Genomic DNA, 18,461 nt, shown 5'->3' with positions numbered 1-18,461 from the left:
GGTGAAAAACTTGTTAAGGGAATTTTACTGATCTGTAATCAGATAGATTAGCTTGAGGAATAGTTGAACCATATTGAGCGTTGATTGCTTTAATGAACTCATTAGCCACTATTGCATAGCCTTTAGGTGTTAAATGAACTCCATCTAAAGAGAAAGCATTTCCCGTTATGAAAGAAGAACTAACATTAATTCCATTTATAAATACTCCGGTATAAGGTTGGCCATTTTCACTTACATGTTTAACATTTAGCGTATTCAAAAATGAATAAGCATCAAAAATGGCCAATTTTTTTGCGGTAGCAATAGACTTAATCGTCGCATTATAGCTATTTACATAATCTCTTGCCGTTGCTACTTCTGTTTTATCCAGAACATATTGAGACTGTATAGGGTTACTTGGATGTAAACCATAATATTGCATACTTCCATTTGGCTTGCCAAATAGACCAGTAGAGTTAAATGATAGAGTAATTAAATCTTCATCTGTAGCAATTCTATTACCCGCTGCAGTTTGAATATAAACCGCTTGAAAAGCCGGATTTAGTTTTTTTGCTCCATCCAACAGCGCTTTAACTGTAACTGTAGTTAAAAACGGGATAGAAGAAACATCAGGAATGGTAGCTATCGCACCTTTAGCGCCATTAGCTGTTAATTTTGCTATAAGTGCATTATACAAACCTAGAAATTGGTCTTTCGGTGTTAAAACGTCGCCAACACCGCCAGAAGTTGCATAACCTAAAGCATCATTGTTGCCCAACCAACTGGTAAAAAAAGTAAAAGGTTTGGCTGTCACAAAATCCAAATAAGTAGTATTGTTTGTTCCCGCATTCCCTGGTAATAAACGTTCAAAATATCCATTTAAATTTCCGTAAGGTGCAAAAGTAATCTGTTGAAGCTTGATACCTGGTACACCGAAGTTGTTATTGTCGCCGGCAAACTTTGTGTATAGTGTTACTTTTCCAAATGCTCCAGCGTCATACTCGCCTCTTACTGCTAGTTTATCTTTGACAGGTACAATATTAGGAGTCCCATCAGCATTAAATCCTGCAAATTTTAAATATCCCGAACCATCGCTTTGCGCTTCTGTAAATAAAGGTTGTTTGAAATCTCCACCACCTACGCTCTTCATTTGTTTAGCAATAATGCTTGGGTACGAATTCAGTTGACCTTCTAGATAAAGACCATTGTCAGCATATCCCGCGGTTAAAGAATTTCCAACTGCGATATATTTTGAGAAATCTGCACTCCCCTTGCTAGCTGCTGGTACATCAATTTCTGTTTTACAAGCTGCTGTGATTAAGATTAACCCAGCAAGCACCAATTTTAAATTGTTATATTTTTTCATGTTGTATGTTCTAAATTATAATTAAAACTTGTATGATACACCAATTCCTGGGATATAAACGTGGGTTTTAAACGTTCCAGATAAATTAGATTCTAAATTGGTTTGTTCCCTTTCTTTAACAGCTTCGTATAAGAAGGAAAGGTCAATCACAAATTTCTTTGAAATATCATACCCTAAGCCAGCCGACAATATAAACCTATTGGCATCTGGTGCTTCTGGCGTTACATAGCCGTCTTTAACGGGAGTAAAAGCATAACCAATTCCTGCCCTTAAAGCTAATTTTTCTGTTTGTTGTTGGTTGATGCCTAATTTCAGAGAAGCCCCATCGCCATAATTTCTTGGGGATTTAGTGTCGGGGACGGTTGTGTTTACATTATAATCAAATGCTAATTCTTTGTAAACACTCCAGTGTACCCAACTCGCATCAAATGCAATAGTTGTTTTAGCAGAAGGATAAAATCCAAATCCTAAACTTGTTGTTGCGGGTAAAGGCAATTGCGAAGTGAATTTGGTGGGTAAACTCGCTGCTGGAATGCTTGCTGGAAAGTCAAATATAGCGTCACCATCATTTAGTTTAGTCACTACTTTTGATCTGTGCGTTACACCAATGCTAACTCCTGATAAAGTTTTGAAATAAATACCTGCGTTCCATCCATAGCCTTCACCGGTTCCTTTTAAAGTTGCTCTGCTATCCTGTCCGTTGCCTTGCGTAATTGCAACTGCTTTTTGCAAGTTAACTTCGCCATGGTTATAAACAAATCCAGCTCCAAGCCCAATGTTGTCTGTGATTTTAACACTCACTGTTGGTTGAATGTAGATCGCTTTTAAGCTAAGCGATATTAACGAATACTTGCCAGACCATTCGTCTCCCCAATTCACCAAGCCTCCAAACGGAGTATAAGCACCAATACCCAATTTGTATCTGCCAGATTTTGGACCCCATACTGCATAGGCTTCAAAAGGTGGTGCAATCTCGTCTTTATTGTTCTCTACGGTTGAAGAGCCCGATTGCAAAAAAGCCGATTTGAAAAACAACGGACTTACCCCGAGGTTAACTTGGTTTTCTTTCAGCATGCTTACAGCACCTGGGTTAAAAAATATGGAAGCACCGTCCATTACTGTTCCTACACCAGTACCAGCCATTCCGATTTGTTTTTGGCCTTGCAAATTTACCTGAAAGCCTTGCGCTAAAATTGTGGCAGGCATTGCTAGGCAAGCCCCCAACAGTATTTTTCTAATCATAAATTTTTTTGTTAATGGATTAAATTGGTTTAATAATTGGTTTGGTGAATTTACTATGTTTGCATAGTAAATTTATTATGCTAACATAATAAATTTAAATATCAAATGGAAGAATAATTTGTAGTATTTGTTTGCAAATTGTACAAATAATTAAAAATCAACGAAAAGGAGAGTAGATAGAGTATAAAAACGGGTTACAAATAGCCATAAAGCACTTTTTGCCAATCTGTAAAAACATTTTAAAAATTGATGTTTGATTTTAACTAATAAAACGTAATTTTGCGAACTCAAACATAAAAGCCGTAACAGGCTATAAACAGGGATTTTAAAAAAATACCATATAATATGCCAAATATTGGAAAAATAGCGCAAATCATCGGTCCAGTTATCGACGTTAGTTTCTCTGCAGAAGATGCAAAACTCCCTAAAATTTTTGATGCATTAGTCATCACAAAAGAAAACGGACAAAGAATTGTTTTAGAGGTTCAACAACATTTAGGTGAAGACAGGGTAAGAGCTGTTGCCATGGACTCTACAGACGGTTTAGTTAGAGGGATGGATGTTGTTGATAGCGGTGCTCCGATTATGATGCCAGTTGGCGACGCCATTAAAGGACGTGTTTTTAACGTTGTTGGTGAGGCTATTGATGGTATTGAAAACGTTGACAAAACAAACGGAAAGTCAATTCATAATCTACCTCCAAGGTTTGAGGATCTTTCAACAGAGAACGAAATTCTTTTTACAGGAATTAAAGTAATCGATTTGTTAGAGCCTTACGCAAAAGGTGGTAAAATTGGATTGTTCGGTGGTGCCGGTGTTGGTAAAACTGTATTAATTCAAGAACTGATTAACAATATTGCAAAGGCTTATGACGGTTTATCTGTATTTGCTGGAGTAGGTGAGCGTACTCGTGAGGGTAACGATCTTTTACGCGAGATGATTGAAGCTGGTATCATTAAATACGGCGAAAAATTCAAGCACTCTATGGAAGAAGGTGGTTGGGATCTATCTGTAATTGATAGAGAAGCTTTGAAAGATTCGAAAGCGACTTTCGTATTCGGTCAGATGAATGAGCCGCCTGGTGCAAGAGCCCGTGTTGCTTTATCTGGTTTAACCATTGCAGAATATTACAGAGATGGAGAAGCAGACGGACAAGGAAAAGATATTCTTTTCTTTATCGATAATATTTTCCGTTTTACACAAGCAGGTTCAGAGGTTTCGGCTTTATTAGGTCGTATGCCATCTGCGGTAGGTTACCAACCAACTTTGGCAACAGAGATGGGAACGATGCAAGAGCGTATTACTTCAACAAAAAGAGGGTCTATTACATCTGTACAAGCGGTTTACGTTCCTGCGGATGATTTAACTGACCCTGCACCAGCAACAACATTTGCCCACTTAGATGCAACAACCGTACTTTCTCGTAAAATTGCTGAATTAGGTATTTACCCAGCGGTAGATCCATTAGATTCAACTTCAAGAATTTTGACTGTTGCAGTAGTAGGAAATGAGCATTACGATTGCGCTCAAAATGTGAAAGAGATTTTGCAACGTTATAAAGAATTACAAGATATTATCGCTATTTTAGGTATGGATGAATTATCTGAAGAAGATAAATTAACAGTATCAAGAGCTAGAAGAGTTCAGCGTTTCTTATCTCAGCCTTTCCACGTAGCAGAGCAGTTTACAGGCTTAAAAGGTGTTTTGGTTGATATTAAAGATACAATCAAAGGTTTTAACATGATCATGGCTGGCGAGGTTGACGAGTATCCAGAAGGTGCTTTCAACTTGGTAGGTAATATCGAAGAAGCCATTGAAAAAGGTAAAAAATTATTAGCTGAAGCGAACGCTTAAGAGGAATCAAGTAATGAGTATCAAGTAGCAAGGCTTGCAAATTTCTTGATACTTGATACCTGCTACTAAATACTGAAAAATGAAATTAGAAATATTAACACCAGATAAAAAGATTTTTGAAGGAGAGGTTACTTCAGTAACGGTTCCTGGTGCGCAAGGTTCTTTTGAAATTTTGAATAACCACGCTCCAATTATCTCAACCTTAGATGACGGAAAAGTTGTAATCAGAGGAAATGGAAGTGAGCAGCATTTTTATACTAAAGGTGGTGTGGTAGAGGTTATTGATAATAAAGTTATCGTTCTTGCGGAAGGTATCAAAGAAAGTTAATAAGCGCTTAAATTTTATTTAAAAACCAGTGCGAAATCACTGGTTTTTTTATGACTAAATTTTTGTGCCTGACTAAAATTTTTGCTAGGTGCAAAGAATTTAGGCAGAAATTATCTCTTTAGCGATTAGTCGAATGTTTTTGTACCGAATACCAATTCGTTGTTCGGTATAAGCAAGTAAAAATTATAATTGTATTTATATTGATAAATTAGAATTTTATTCTGTTTCTTGACGAGTAATAGAATTTTATTTTTTTTAAAACTATTTTGATTTACTATTGATACATAAAGTTTGTTGCGCTATCTTGTTTTTGTAAATAAAGCAATATAAAGTTTGTATTAGATATGTTATTGGTTGTCATTATTCCGCTCACTATTGTTCTGCTGGTAATCGGCGGTAAAAGGAAGGCATATGCTAATTAATACAAAAAAATATTAGAAAACGCCTTCCTTTTAAAGAAGGCGTTTTTTTTATAAAAAAATTAGATAAGGTATGGAAAGTTTTATAAAAGATCAAACCATATACAAAGACGGCGTTTTTGTGAAAGCAACCGATGCTGGAATTGATTTTTTTAGCCAGACAATTCATTATGGTTTTGGTGCTTTTGAAGGTATTAGATCTTATCAGACTGCAAACGGTGTAAAGCTTTTTAAAGTAAGAGAACATTTTGAAAGGTTAAAGCATTCTTGCGGGCAGATTAATATGCTGTTCAATTGGGATATTAATCAGTTAATTCATGATACGTACCAATTACTGGAAATTAATGGGTTAAAGAATGCTTATGTACGTCCTTTGGTTTTTGCCGGTACAGATATGTCTATGGTAGCTTCTCAAAAAACACAGCTCATTATAACGGCTTGGCAATGGGATTCGTTTTATGGAGATGATTTGCTGAAAACCTGTATTTCATCTTTCGAAAAGCCAACACCAAATGCCGTACCTATTAAAGCAAAAATTACGGGAAATTATATAAACTCTGTGTTAGCAATTTCAGAAGCTAAGCGCAAGGGTTATGATGAAGCATTATTGGTTGATATACATGGTTATATCAGCGAAACCACATCTGCTAATGTTTTTATCGAAAAAGGTGGGAAGTTGTTTACGCCGTTGAAAGACAATGTTTTAGCTGGGATTACTAGAGCAACAGTAATTAACATAGCAAAACAACTTGATATTGAGGTGGTAGAGAAAAATATTACCGTAGAAGAATTCAAGAATGCGGATAGCGCATTTGTTTGCGGCACAGCAGTGGAGATTTTTGGTGTCGAATCCGTAGATGAGTATGTTTTTCCACTTGCTTTTGATTTAAGTTTAGGAGCAATGATTCAAAGGGTTTATAAAAGCCTTGTTTTAGATAAATTAAGTTTTGAAGTTATAATATAATGGAGTTAAATAAGTACAGTAAAACGTTTACACAAGACAAAACACAACCTGCAACACAAGCAATGTTGTATGGCTTAGGTCTTACTACAGAAGATTTAAAGAAAGCTCAAATTGGGATCGCAAGTATGGGTTACGATGGTAATACCTGTAATATGCATTTGAATGATTTGGCTGCGATTGTAAAGCAGGGTGTCTGGAACAACGATTTAGTAGGTTTAACTTTCAACACGATTGGAATAAGCGATGGATTAACCAATGGCACAGAAGGCATGCGTTACTCTTTGGTGTCTCGCGATTTAATCGCTGATTCTATTGAAGCAGTTTGTGCCGGGCATTTTTATGATGGCGTTATCACCATTCCGGGTTGTGATAAAAATATGCCAGGTTCAATTATGGCGATGGCTCGTATAAATCGGCCATCAATTATGGTTTACGGTGGAAGTATCCATTCAGGTCATTATAAAGGACAATCATTAAATATTGTTTCTGCTTTTGAAGCTTTAGGGCAAAAATTAGCCGGAAATATTAGTGATGAGGATTACCAAGGTGTAATTGAACATGCTTGCCCAGGTGCTGGTGCCTGTGGCGGAATGTACACCGCAAATACTATGTCATCTGCAATTGAGGCTTTAGGTATGAGTTTGCCTTACAGTTCTTCTTATCCTGCGTTAAGTCAGGAGAAAAAAGATGAGTGCTTAGAAGCTGGTAAATACATCAAAATCCTTTTAGAAAAAGATATCAAGCCAAAAGATATCATGACCAAAAAAGCATTTCATAATGCAATGGTGGTGATTATGGTTTTAGGTGGATCAACAAACGCAGTATTGCACATGATTGCGATGGCAAAATCTGTAGGCGTTGATTTAACGATACAAGATTTCCAAGATATTAGTGATAATACGCCTGTAATTGCCGATTTGAAACCAAGTGGTAAGTATATGATGGAAGATGTGCATGACATTGGTGGAACGCCAGCAGTAATGAAATATCTTTTAAAAATGGGATTGATTCATGGTGACTGCTTAACAGTAACGGGTACAACTGTTGCAGAGAATGTTGCTGAAGCTGTTGATTTGGATTTTGATCAGCAAGATGTGATTCGTCCGTTAGATAAACCAATTAAAGAAACTGGTCACTTACAGATGCTTTACGGAAATATTGCGCAACAAGGCAGTGTGGCTAAAATCTCTGGAAAAGAAGGAGAAAAATTTACTGGTCCAGCAAGGGTTTTTAATGGTGAGTTTGAGTTGATTGACGGTATTTCTTCTGGAAGAGTAAAAGCAGGTGATGTTGTGGTAATTAGGTATTGCGGACCAAAAGGTGGACCAGGAATGCCAGAAATGTTAAAGCCAACTTCGGCTATTTTCGGAGCTGGATTAGGCGCATCAGTAGCGTTAATTACTGACGGTCGTTTTTCTGGTGGAACTCACGGATTTGTAGTTGGTCATATTGTACCTGAAGCCTTTGAAGGTGGTAACATCGCATTAATCAATGATGGAGATTCCATTGAAATTGATGCTACAAAAAACACCATGAATGTTTTGGTTTCTGATGAAGAACTGGAGTCTAGAAGAAAGGAATGGCAACAACCAGAACCACCTGTCAAAAGTGGCGTGTTGTATAAGTACTTCAAATTAGTGAAAAATGCAACTGAAGGTTGTGTAACTGATGAAGATTAGTTTTGCGTTAACGATAGAAACGGATACCGGCCAAGAGGTTAATGCCTTGTGGAGTATAAGTGGATAGCGTGTTAAAACGCCAAAATAATTTGAATAGATAAAAATGCAAATCATTAAAAGCATACAAAGTAGAATATACGACATCCGTGGCGAGCGGGTGATGCTTGATTTTGATTTGGCGTTTTTGTATGAGGTAGAGACTAGGATTCTAAATCAATCTGTAAAAAGAAATAGCAAACGTTTTCCTGAAGATTTTATGTTCAGGTTGACAGCTAATGAATTTGAAAGCATGCAGTCACAAATTGTGACCGCATACGAAACGAACGACAACTCATCACAAATTGTGATGAGTTCGCAAAAACACAGATGGAATTTGCCCTACGCGTTTACAGAACAGGGTGTTGCCATGTTAAGTGGTGTTTTAAATAGTGATAAAGCTATCAGCATGAATATCGCTATCATGAGAGCTTTTGTTGATGTGAGGAAAATTCTGGTCAAACAAATTGATATCAAAGATAAGTTGGATGAGATTGTGGAACGAGTCGGTGAACACGATATACAACTACACCACTTGTATCAAGCAATGGAAAATCTCATTGATGAAAAAGTCGCTCAGAAAAAGTGGGAAGAAAGAGAAAGAATTGGTTTCAAACAAAAAAGATAAATAAAGAGATTATGGATACTCTTGAAATGAAAGAAAATAAAACTGAAGAGCAAAAGCCAAAAGCAGTTGCTACACTTACAGGTTCTCAGATATTACTTAACGGATTAATTGCGGAAGGTGTTGAAACCATTTTCGGTTACCCCGGAGGTGCTATTATGCCAATTTATGATGCGCTTTATGATTATAAAGAAACGTTAAATCATATTTTGGTTCGCCATGAACAAGGCGCTACACACGCCGCACAAGGTTATGCCCGTACTTCTGGAAGAGTAGGGGTTGTATTTGCAACAAGCGGTCCCGGTGCTACGAACTTAATTACAGGTTTAGCAGATGCACAAATTGATAGCACACCAATGGTATGTATTACCGGGCAGGTTTTTGCGCATCTTTTAGGTACTGATGCTTTCCAAGAGACTGACGTTATTAATATTACTACGCCGGTTACCAAATGGAACCATCAAGTTACAGACGCTTCGGAGATTGAAGAAGTAATGGCCAAAGCTTTTCATATTGCACAGACAGGTCGACCAGGTCCCGTTTTGGTTGATATTACTAAAAATGCTCAGATCCAGTTGACAGAATATTTTGGTTACAAAAAATGCGAGCATATCCGTAGCTATAAGCCAAAGCCAATAGTTAGAAAAAGCTATATAGAAGAGGCGGCAGCTCTAATTAATGCTGCGAAAAAACCGTTTGTATTATTTGGACAGGGAATTTTATTAGGAAATGCGGAGCAAGAATTCAAAGCGTTTGTTGAAAAATCTGGGATTCCTGCAGCTTGGACTATTTTAGGTGCCGGAGCAATTCCTACAGATCACCCTTTAAACGTTGGGATGTTAGGCATGCATGGTAATTATGGTCCAAATGTGTTAACCAACGAGTGTGACGTTTTAATTGCCATAGGAATGCGTTTTGATGACCGTGTAACTGGTCGTTTAGATAAATATGCAAAACAGGCGAAGGTTATTCACTTAGATATTGATCCAGCAGAAATCGACAAAAATGTAAAAACAACCGTTCCGGTTTGGGGAGACTGTAAAGAATCTTTACCAATGTTGACTGAGTTGGTTGATCAAAAATCTCATGCCGAATGGTTACAAAAGTTTAGAGACTTTGACAGAGAAGAAATGGAGCAATGTATTGATGCTGAGATCAACCCGACAGAAGGAGAACTTTCTATGGGCGAAATCATCAATCAGTTAAACCAATTGACCAAAGGCGATGCAATTATTGTAACGGATGTTGGTCAGCACCAAATGGTAGCTTGCCGTTATGCAAAGTTTAATAACACCCGTAGCAACGTTACCAGTGGAGGTTTAGGAACAATGGGTTTCGCTTTACCAGCAGCCATCGGCGCAAAATTTGGTGCACCAGATAAAGATGTTGTTGCCATTATTGGTGATGGTGGTTTCCAGATGACTTTACAGGAGTTGGGAACTATTATGCAATCAAAAGTTAACGTGAAAATCATCATCCTTAACAACCAGTTTTTAGGAATGGTTCGTCAGTGGCAAGAGCTGTTTAACGATAAGCGTTATTCTTTTGTGGATATCACCAGCCCTGATTTTGTTGCCTTAGCGAAAAGCTATTATATAGATGGGAAAAGAATTTCTGAAAGATCTGAAGTTATTGACGCGTTGACCACGATGTTAAACCATGATGGCCCATATCTTTTGGAAGTAATGGTAAAAAAGGAAAATAACGTTTTCCCGATGGTGCCACAAGGTTGTAGTGTAAGTGAGATTAGATTAAAGTAATTCATCCCTAAATCCCCCTTGGGGGAAACCAATAAATTGATTTAATATGGAATCAAATATAGAAAAGCAGGAATATAACATCACAGTTTATACCGAAAACCAAATTGGTTTACTTAATAGAATTGCGATTATCTTTAGCCGTAGAAAGCTTAATATCGAAAGCTTGAATACTTCTCCATCAGAAGTTGATGGTATTCACCGTTTCAATATCGTGATTACTGAAACCGAAGAAGTGGTACGTAAAGTTGCCCGCCAATTGGAAAAACAGGTTGAGGTATTGAAAGTTTATTACAATACCAATCAGGACGTAATTTGGCAAGAAATGGCATTATACAAAGTGCCTACAGATATTATTGCAGAACAGGTAAGTGTTGAACGCTTATTGCGAGAGCATGGCGCCAGAGCCGTAGTAATCAGAAAGGATTATACAGTTTTTGAGACTACTGGTCACCGCGAAGAAACGGACCGGTTGGTAAAAGTATTACAGAAATACGGATTAATTGAGTTTGTGAGAAGTGCTAGAGTAGCGATTATTAAAGCTAGCGATGGTTTTCATGTGAAGTTGAGAGAATTCGAAAGACGTGAACCAAGTGAGGATGTAGTAGAGAACCAATATTTAAACAAAGGCGAGAAGATTTTCACAATGTAATCATGACAGTACAAGTTTTTAGTTTTATCGTTCAGAGTCGTCAGGCGTTTATCCACTTGTTAGATTCACTTACGGTGGAAGAGTTGAACGAAATTCCAGCAGGTTTCAATAATAACATTATCTGGAACTTTGGTCACATTGTGGTGAGTACACAGACTCTTTGCTACGTTCGTACTGGCATTTTGGAAGATGCAGTTGCTGTGAAATATAATGAAGAATATAAAAAAGACACAAAACCTACTCGTTTTATTCATACGGAAGAAATTGCTGAGCTAAAAGCACTGGCGTTATCTACCATCCAAAATATTAAAGAAGATTATCAAAAAGGAGTTTTTGGACCAATTCAGCCTTTTGCAACATCTACTTACAAAGCAGAAATGAATAGTTTTGAAGAAATTTTAATTACCACCGTAGGCCATGATAATATACACTTTGGTTATGCCTTGGCGCAAAGAAAATTAGTAAAAAAATAGTCGAAAATAAAATAATAGTAATAACAGATAAGAAAAATGGCAAATTATTTCAACACACTACCTCTTAGAGAGCAATTAAACCAATTAGGCGTTTGCGACTTTATGGACAATTCAGAATTTTTAGATGGCGTAGAAGCGCTAAAAGGTAAAAAAATTGTAATTGTTGGTTGCGGTGCACAAGGATTAAACCAAGGTTTAAATTTAAGAGATAGCGGTTTAGATGTAAGCTACACTTTACGTAAAGAAGCTATCGAAGGTAAAAGAGATTCGTGGAAAAACGCTACCGAAAATAATTTCAAAGTAGGAACTTACGAAGAGTTAATTCCATCTGCTGATGTGGTGGTTAACTTAACTCCAGATAAACAACACACTGCAGTTGTTAACGCAATTATGCCGTTAATGAAAAAAGGTTCTACTTTATTGTATTCTCATGGATTCAATATTGTGGAAGAAGGAATGCAAATCCGTAAAGACTTAACTGTAATTATGGTTGCGCCTAAATGTCCAGGTTCTGAAGTTAGAGCGGAATATGTTAGAGGATTTGGTGTACCAACTTTAATTGCTGTACATCCAGAAAATGACCCAGAGCGTAAGGGATTGGCGCAGGCAAAAGCTTATTGCGTTGGAACTGGCGGTCACAGAGCAGGTGTTTTAAAATCTTCTTTCGTTGCTGAAGTAAAATCTGATTTAATGGGCGAGCAAACTATCCTTTGCGGATTGTTGCAAACTGGTTCTATCCTTTCTTTCGATAAAATGGTTGAAAAAGGAATTGATGCAGGTTATGCTTCTAAATTGGTGCAGTACGGAGTTGAAGTTATTACTGAGGCTTTAAAGCATGGCGGTGTATCAGGTATGATGGACCGTTTAAGCAATGTTGCAAAAGTGGAAGCTTTCAAAATTTCGGAAGAATTAAAAGACATTATGCGTCCTTTATTCGAAAAGCACCAAGATGATATTATGGCTGGCGAATTTAGCCGTATCATGATGGAAGATTGGGCTAATGGAGATAAAAACTTATTGGCTTGGAGAGCTGAAACTGGCGAAACTGCTTTCGAAAAAACTCCAGCTGGCGATGTTAAAATTGGTAATCAAGAGTATTTTGATAATTACCTTTTGATGGTTGCTTTTGTTAGAGCAGGTGTTGAATTGGCTTTCGAAACGATGGTTGAAGCTGGAATTAAGCCAGAATCTGCTTATTACGAGTCATTACACGAAACTCCATTAATTGCAAATACCATTGCTCGTAAGAAATTGTTCGAAATGAACCGCGTAATTTCTGATACTGCTGAATATGGTTGCTACTTATTTGACCAAGCTTGTAAGCCTTTATTAGCTGATTTCATGAAAAAAGTAGGTACTGACTTAGTTGGTAAAAACTTCAACGAAGGTAAAGATGGCGCAGTTGATAACTCAGAATTGGTAAGAATCAACGAAATTTTACGTAACCACGAAGTAGAAATCATTGGTACTAAATTGCGTAAAGCGATGACCGCAATGAAAACTATTAAAACGGCATAAAAAGAGCCTCACCCCTTTGATTCCCCTCTCCGAAGGAGAGGGGAGCATTGTGGAAAGTTGAAGAGGAAAATAATATTAAAAAAAAAATAGAATAGTACCCAAAATATTCACGCTCTAACTCCCTCTCCTTCGGAGAGGGTTGGGGTGAGGCTTATGAGACAAGTAATTCATATAAGTAACCTAGGTTTAAGATTCCAAAACAAATCAGTTTTTTCTGATTTAAGCTGGACCATCAACCGTGGAGAAAACTGGGTTTTAGGCGGAGAAAGCGGAAGCGGAAAAACGGCTTTGGCAAAAATCCTTACAGGTAAACAAAGTGCTAGCGGAGAGGTTGAAATCAACTTCGAAACTGAAAGTAACTTGCCAGCTCAGGTTTTATTTGTAGAGAGCTGGTATCAGTTTAAGAATGTGGAAGGCGTTGCAAATTTTTATTATCAGCAACGCTATACCAGTCAACAAGCAAAAGAAACTTTAACCGTAAATGCAGAGTTAGCGCATTTTGGTAAGGAAGAAAATTTGAATTTTTCTGATGCTGAGAAATTGCTGAAAGCCCTCGGTTTTTCGGGATTAAGAGATTCGCAACTGATCGAATTATCAAGTGGTGAACACAAAAAATTACAGTTGGTAAAAGCGTTGTGGCTAAAACCCCAATTGCTCATTATCGACCAACCATACACCGGTTTAGATATAGCTTCTCGTAAAAGTTTAAATACTTTGTTGGATAATATTGCTAAAGCAGGTGTCACATTAATCTTGATTAGCAATGATGAAGAGTTGCCAACTTGTATCAACCGATTTGCCGAAATAGAAGATGGCAAACTGGTAGAATTAGAAAGTGCAAAAGAAATAACAGTTATTAAGGAAGATTTTGAAAGAACACTTCCAGAATTTTTAAAGCAATCGCCAATTTATAGCTCGAGTGAAATCGCTAAAATGATTGATGTTAATATCAGTTATGGGGATAAGCAAGTTTTGAAAAACATCAATTGGGAAGTTAAAGCTGGCGAAAAGTGGTTGTTGCAAGGACATAATGGTTCGGGTAAATCAACCTTGTTAAGTTTAATCAATGGCGACCATCCGCAATCTTATGCAAATGAACTTTATTTGTTCGGAAACAAAAGAGGAAGTGGAGAAAGCATTTGGGATATTAAACAGCACATCGGTTTAATATCGCCAGAGTTTCATTGGTATTTTGATGCAACCGCCACCGTTTGGGATAGCGTAGCATCAGGATTATATGATTCGGTTGGGTTATTCCAGCAATTGCCATATACCAAGGCAAAACATGTTGACGAGCTAGTTGCATATTTCGGTTTAACCGAGTATAAAAAAGAGCTATTGAGCTCCTTACCTTTGGGCAAACAAAGGTTGGTTTTATTAGCTCGTACAGTTATAAAAAATCCAGAACTGTTGATTTTGGATGAACCTTGCCAAGGATTGGATAAGCAACAAACGGCGCAATTTAATCAGTTGGTAGATGAGTTAAGCCATCACGGAATGACAGTGATTTACGTTGGGCATTTTGAAGCACAATTGCCCAGCTGTTTAACTAAAAAAATTGTGCTTAAAGATGGCGAGGTAATCGCCAACGAAGAAATCATAAAAAATAGAATATTAGAAGAAGCGTACTCAATTGTTGAGTGATATATTTAATCCAGCGAAAGCTAAATAATTAAAATAAAACATGTTACACGATCCAAATCGCATTTACATTTTTGATACCACACTTAGAGACGGAGAACAAGTGCCTGGTTGCCAATTGACAACTTCTGAAAAGATTGAAATTGCACTACGTTTGGAAGCTTTAGGGGTTGATGTAATAGAAGCGGGTTTCCCAATCTCTAGTCCTGGCGATTTTGAAAGTGTAGTTGCACTTTCGAAAGCGGTTAGAGAACCAATTATTTGCGCTTTAACCAGGGCAAATACCAAGGATATTGATTGCGCAGTTGAATCTTTAAAGCATGCTAAAAGACCACGTATCCATACCGGAATCGGTTCTTCGGATATGCACATCAAATACAAATTCAACAGTACACGCGAAGATATTTTGCAACGTGGTGTTGATGCCGTTAAATATGCAAAGCGATTTGTAGAAGATATTGAGTTTTACGCGGAAGATGCCGGTAGGGCAGATGATGCTTTTTTAGCGCAAATGGTGGAAGCCGTTATTGCAGCAGGTGCAACGGTGGTTAATATCCCTGATACAAACGGATATTGTTTGCCAGACCAATACGGTGCGAAAATCAAGTATTTGATGGACCATGTGAAAAACATTGACCAGGCAATTATTTCTGTACACTGCCATAACGATTTAGGTTTAGCAACGGCAAATACCATTGCAGGTATCCAAAATGGTGCTCGCCAAGCGGAGTGTACCATTAATGGGATAGGCGAAAGAGCTGGGAATACAGCTTTAGAGGAAGTTGCGATGATTTTGAAAACGCATCAGGCTTTAGGTAAATATACCAATATCAACTCCAAGCATTTTTATGAATTGAGCGGCATGGTGAGCAGAATGATGCGTATGCCAGTACAACCTAATAAAGCGATTGTAGGTAAAAATGCATTTGCACACAGTTCAGGAATTCATCAGGATGGTGTGTTAAAACACCGTGAAACCTATGAAATCATGAACCCAGAAGATGTTGGGATTGATCAATCTTCAATTATTTTGACAGCCAGAAGTGGTCGTCATGCTTTAAAGCATCATTTAGAACGTTTAGGATATGTTTTAGAGAAAATTAATATTGATGATGTTTACGAACGTTTCTTGGTAGTTGCTGATAGCAAGAAAGAGATTAAAGATGACGATTTATTAGCTTTAATGAGTGGCGAAGGTTCTGAGCGTAATTACAAAGCCGGTGTTACCGTTAAATTATTGCAAGTAATGTGTGGTGATCCTTTAGTGCCGACTTCAATTGTAAGATTGGATATTAGAGGGGAAATGAAAGAAGCGGTTTCATCTGGTAACGGTCCGGTTGATGCAACTATTAAAGCTATTAATTCAATCATCGAAAAAGAAGTAGATATTAAAGATTTCCATATTGATGCAATCCACGGTGGAAGTAATGATGTAAGTAAAGTGAATATGCGTATCAAGTACGATGGCAAGCATTATAATGGTTATGGGTTTAGTACCGATATCGTTGCTGCATCCGCGAATGCGTATTTAGATGCTGTGAATAAGTTTATATAGTAGAGCGTCATTGCGAGGAGTGCAACGACGTGGCAATCTGTAAGCTACGAAGGATAAATAAAGTTTAAGCACAAGCCGAAATTTGGGACGGTGCAAAGGAACTTACAGATTGCTTCAGCGCCTTTACGCTTTTGCCAAGGCTTCCGCTTCGCAATGACGGGAAGAAAAAAAATAAAATAGAGGATAAAACGACAAACAGTCGTACCTCGCAAAGACATAAAAAACAAATAAAATGAGCAATACATTATTTGACAAAGTGTGGGATAGCCACGTAGTTCGCCAGATTGAAGGCGGGCCGGATGTAGTTTTTATAGATCGTCACATGATTCATGAGGTTACCAGCCCGGTAGCGTTTTTGGGTTTAAAAAGCAGAGGTATTAAGGTTTTACATCCTGAGCGTACTTTTGCAACGGCAGATCATAACACACCGACTATTAACCAGCATTTGCCTGTTGAAGACCCGCTTTCGGCTAATCAATTGAGAGCGTTGGAGTCTAATAGTAACGAGTATGGCATTTCCCACTGGGGTTTAGGCCACCAAAAAAACGGGATTGTACACGTTGTAGGTCCAGAGTACGGAATTACACAACCAGGTGCTACTATTGTTTGTGGTGATTCACATACTTCAACTCACGGAGCTTTTGGAGCCATTGCGTTTGGTATCGGTACTTCTGAGGTGGAAATGGTGTTGGCATCGCAATGTATTATGCAGCCCAAGCCAAAGGCAATGAGAATCAACATTACCGGTTCTTTAGGTTTTGGAGTTACGCCAAAAGATGTGGCTTTGTTTATTATTTCGCAGTTGACTACTTCCGGAGCTACAGGTTATTTTGTAGAATATGCCGGAAAAGTTTTTGAAGAAATGACGATGGAAGGTCGTATGACTGTTTGTAACCTTTCGATTGAAATGGGAGCAAGAGGTGGTATGATTGCACCAGATGAAACTACTTTTAACTATGTTAAAGGAAGAGAATTTACACCAAAAGGCGAGGCTTGGGATAAAGCAATGGCTTATTGGGAAACGCTGAAAACCGATGCTGATGCTGTTTTCGATAAAGAATATACTTTTGACGGAAGCAAAATTGAGCCGATGATTACCTACGGTACCAACCCTGGAATGGGAATGGGTATCTCTAATGATATTCCTGATGCTGACGCAGTTGAAGGTGGCGTTGCCACTTACGAGAAGTCTTTGAAATATATGGGCTTTAACCAAGGTGATTCGATGATCGGCAAACCAGTTGATTATGTGTTTATCGGAAGTTGTACCAATGGTAGAATTGAAGATTTTAGAGCTTTCGCATCAATTGTTAAAGGTCGTCATAAAGCAGATAATGTAACTGCTTGGTTGGTTCCGGGTTCTCACATTGTGGAAGCAGCTATTAAAGACGAAGGTTTATTGGATATTTTCACCGAAGCAGGTTTTGTGTTACGTCAGCCAGGTTGTTCAGCTTGTTTAGCTATGAATGATGATAAAATTCCAGCAGGAAAATACGCGGTAAGTACTTCAAACAGAAACTTTGAAGGCCGTCAAGGTCCAGGTTCACGTACTTTATTGGCCAGCCCATTAGTTGCAGCAGCAGCAGCGGTAACTGGTAAGGTTACGGATCCGAGAGAATTAATGAGTGTGGAGGCATAATCCTTCGACTCCGCTCAGGATGACAACGGCGAAAAGCTTATTGCACTAATGTTAGTTAACAGAAAAATTAAATTAAAAACAAAAGTCCAGAAGTCCCTCTCCTTCGGAGAGGGATTTAGGGTGAGGCACTATGGCATACGATAAATTCACAATATTAAAATCTACGGGAGTTCCACTTCCGATAGAAAACGTAGATACAGATCAAATTATCCCAGCTCGTTTCTTAAAAGCGACAGAGCGTGTGGGTTTTGGCGATAATTTATTTAGAGATTGGAGATACAATACAGATGGTTCTCCAAAAGAAGATTTCGTTTTAAACAACCCAATTTACAAAGGAAAAATCTTGGTTGGGGGTAAAAACTTTGGTTCGGGTTCGTCTCGTGAGCATGCCGCTTGGGCAGTTTACGATTATGGCTTTAGAGCAGTAGTTTCTAGTTTCTTTGCGGATATTTTTAGAGGTAACTGTTTAAACATTGGTGTTTTGCCAGTACAGGTAAGTGCCGAATTTTTGGATAAAATTTTCACGGCAATCCATGCAGATCCAGAAACTGAATTGGAGATTAATTTGGAAGCGCAAACAATTACATTATCGACCACTGGCGAATCAGAAAGTTTTGATATCAGTTCATACAAAAAAGATAATATGATCAACGGTTTCGACGATATCGATTACCTACAGAACATCAAATCAGAAATAAAAACATTTGGGGAACAGCTTCCTTTATAAAATTTAA

The 18,461-nt window shown here is 37.9% G+C and carries 15 protein-coding genes; 13 read left to right on the top strand and 2 right to left on the bottom strand.

Features of this window, described 5'->3' with window-relative positions:
- Positions 1 to 13 precede the first annotated feature (13 nt).
- Together B176_RS0114825 and B176_RS0114820 are read right to left on the bottom strand one after the other, a co-directional pair.
- Positions 14 to 1,345, bottom strand: a complete 1,332-nt coding sequence (locus B176_RS0114825; protein ID WP_017259616.1) for an SGNH/GDSL hydrolase family protein — start codon at positions 1,343 to 1,345, stop codon at positions 14 to 16.
- Between the two features lie 21 nt (positions 1,346 to 1,366).
- Positions 1,367 to 2,587 (bottom strand): OmpP1/FadL family transporter, encoded by a 1,221-nt coding sequence (locus B176_RS0114820; RefSeq protein ID WP_051130032.1) that lies wholly within the window; start codon positions 2,585 to 2,587, stop codon positions 1,367 to 1,369.
- Between the two features lie 345 nt (positions 2,588 to 2,932).
- Between B176_RS0114820 and atpD the strand changes: the two genes are divergently transcribed.
- The 13 genes from atpD to leuD all read left to right on the top strand — a co-directional run bounded on the left by atpD (position 2,933) and on the right by leuD (position 18,454).
- Complete coding sequence (gene atpD / locus B176_RS0114815) at positions 2,933 to 4,441, top strand: F0F1 ATP synthase subunit beta (RefSeq protein ID WP_017259614.1); 1,509 nt, start codon at positions 2,933 to 2,935, stop codon at positions 4,439 to 4,441.
- A gap of 79 nt (positions 4,442 to 4,520) precedes the next feature.
- Complete coding sequence (gene atpC / locus B176_RS0114810) at positions 4,521 to 4,769, top strand: ATP synthase F1 subunit epsilon (protein WP_017259613.1); 249 nt, start codon at positions 4,521 to 4,523, stop codon at positions 4,767 to 4,769.
- A gap of 492 nt (positions 4,770 to 5,261) precedes the next feature.
- Positions 5,262 to 6,152 (top strand): aminotransferase class IV, encoded by an 891-nt coding sequence (locus B176_RS0114805; protein WP_017259612.1) that lies wholly within the window; start codon positions 5,262 to 5,264, stop codon positions 6,150 to 6,152.
- Entirely contained in the window at positions 6,152 to 7,831 is a 1,680-nt protein-coding gene (gene ilvD, locus B176_RS0114800) for a dihydroxy-acid dehydratase (protein ID WP_017259611.1), read from the top strand. Before B176_RS0114805 ends, ilvD begins: the two co-directional genes overlap by 1 nt.
- A 103-nt stretch (positions 7,832 to 7,934) precedes the next feature.
- Positions 7,935 to 8,495 carry an ORF6N domain-containing protein gene (locus B176_RS0114795; RefSeq protein ID WP_017259610.1) on the top strand — a complete coding sequence of 187 codons (561 nt, stop codon included), beginning with the start codon at positions 7,935 to 7,937 and terminating at the stop codon, positions 8,493 to 8,495.
- Positions 8,496 to 8,521: 26 nt separating this feature from the next.
- The gene (gene ilvB / locus B176_RS0114790; protein ID WP_017259609.1) at positions 8,522 to 10,252 is read left to right on the top strand and encodes a biosynthetic-type acetolactate synthase large subunit; all 1,731 of its coding nucleotides are present in this window, start codon (positions 8,522 to 8,524) and stop codon (positions 10,250 to 10,252) included.
- A gap of 46 nt (positions 10,253 to 10,298) precedes the next feature.
- Positions 10,299 to 10,901, top strand: a complete 603-nt coding sequence (gene ilvN, locus B176_RS0114785) for an acetolactate synthase small subunit (protein ID WP_017259608.1) — start codon at positions 10,299 to 10,301, stop codon at positions 10,899 to 10,901.
- 2 nt (positions 10,902 to 10,903) lie between these two features.
- Positions 10,904 to 11,374 (top strand): DinB family protein, encoded by a 471-nt coding sequence (locus tag B176_RS0114780; protein ID WP_017259607.1) that lies wholly within the window; start codon positions 10,904 to 10,906, stop codon positions 11,372 to 11,374.
- Positions 11,375 to 11,410: 36 nt separating this feature from the next.
- Complete coding sequence (gene ilvC / locus B176_RS0114775) at positions 11,411 to 12,892, top strand: ketol-acid reductoisomerase (RefSeq protein ID WP_026063366.1); 1,482 nt, start codon at positions 11,411 to 11,413, stop codon at positions 12,890 to 12,892.
- A gap of 153 nt (positions 12,893 to 13,045) precedes the next feature.
- Positions 13,046 to 14,536 carry an ATP-binding cassette domain-containing protein gene (locus tag B176_RS0114770; protein WP_017259605.1) on the top strand — a complete coding sequence of 497 codons (1,491 nt, stop codon included), beginning with the start codon at positions 13,046 to 13,048 and terminating at the stop codon, positions 14,534 to 14,536.
- Between the two features lie 40 nt (positions 14,537 to 14,576).
- Complete coding sequence (locus B176_RS0114765; RefSeq protein ID WP_017259604.1) at positions 14,577 to 16,088, top strand: 2-isopropylmalate synthase; 1,512 nt, start codon at positions 14,577 to 14,579, stop codon at positions 16,086 to 16,088.
- Positions 16,089 to 16,320: 232 nt separating this feature from the next.
- Positions 16,321 to 17,727, top strand: a complete 1,407-nt coding sequence (gene leuC, locus B176_RS0114760; RefSeq protein ID WP_026063365.1) for a 3-isopropylmalate dehydratase large subunit — start codon at positions 16,321 to 16,323, stop codon at positions 17,725 to 17,727.
- Between the two features lie 130 nt (positions 17,728 to 17,857).
- Positions 17,858 to 18,454, top strand: coding sequence for a 3-isopropylmalate dehydratase small subunit (gene leuD / locus B176_RS0114755; protein ID WP_017259602.1), 597 nt, complete (start codon positions 17,858 to 17,860; stop codon positions 18,452 to 18,454).
- Positions 18,455 to 18,461 lie beyond the last annotated feature (7 nt).

Origin of the sequence: Pedobacter arcticus A12 (assembly GCF_000302595.1) — a bacterium.
Lineage (GTDB): Bacteria > Bacteroidota > Bacteroidia > Sphingobacteriales > Sphingobacteriaceae > Pseudopedobacter > Pseudopedobacter arcticus.
The sequence above is the reverse complement of the archived record's forward strand: the minus strand, read 5'-3'. Positions and strand labels throughout refer to the sequence as shown.

Coding starts and splice junctions, on each gene's coding strand:
- B176_RS0114825 (WP_017259616.1), bottom strand. CDS start 1,345: ATGAAAAAATATAACAATTTAAAATTGGTGCTTGCTGGGTTAATCTTA.
- B176_RS0114820 (WP_051130032.1), bottom strand. CDS start 2,587: ATGATTAGAAAAATACTGTTGGGGGCTTGCCTAGCAATGCCTGCCACA.
- atpD (WP_017259614.1), top strand. CDS start 2,933: ATGCCAAATATTGGAAAAATAGCGCAAATCATCGGTCCAGTTATCGAC.
- atpC (WP_017259613.1), top strand. CDS start 4,521: ATGAAATTAGAAATATTAACACCAGATAAAAAGATTTTTGAAGGAGAG.
- B176_RS0114805 (WP_017259612.1), top strand. CDS start 5,262: ATGGAAAGTTTTATAAAAGATCAAACCATATACAAAGACGGCGTTTTT.
- ilvD (WP_017259611.1), top strand. CDS start 6,152: ATGGAGTTAAATAAGTACAGTAAAACGTTTACACAAGACAAAACACAA.
- B176_RS0114795 (WP_017259610.1), top strand. CDS start 7,935: ATGCAAATCATTAAAAGCATACAAAGTAGAATATACGACATCCGTGGC.
- ilvB (WP_017259609.1), top strand. CDS start 8,522: ATGAAAGAAAATAAAACTGAAGAGCAAAAGCCAAAAGCAGTTGCTACA.
- ilvN (WP_017259608.1), top strand. CDS start 10,299: ATGGAATCAAATATAGAAAAGCAGGAATATAACATCACAGTTTATACC.
- B176_RS0114780 (WP_017259607.1), top strand. CDS start 10,904: ATGACAGTACAAGTTTTTAGTTTTATCGTTCAGAGTCGTCAGGCGTTT.
- ilvC (WP_026063366.1), top strand. CDS start 11,411: ATGGCAAATTATTTCAACACACTACCTCTTAGAGAGCAATTAAACCAA.
- B176_RS0114770 (WP_017259605.1), top strand. CDS start 13,046: ATGAGACAAGTAATTCATATAAGTAACCTAGGTTTAAGATTCCAAAAC.
- B176_RS0114765 (WP_017259604.1), top strand. CDS start 14,577: ATGTTACACGATCCAAATCGCATTTACATTTTTGATACCACACTTAGA.
- leuC (WP_026063365.1), top strand. CDS start 16,321: ATGAGCAATACATTATTTGACAAAGTGTGGGATAGCCACGTAGTTCGC.
- leuD (WP_017259602.1), top strand. CDS start 17,858: ATGGCATACGATAAATTCACAATATTAAAATCTACGGGAGTTCCACTT.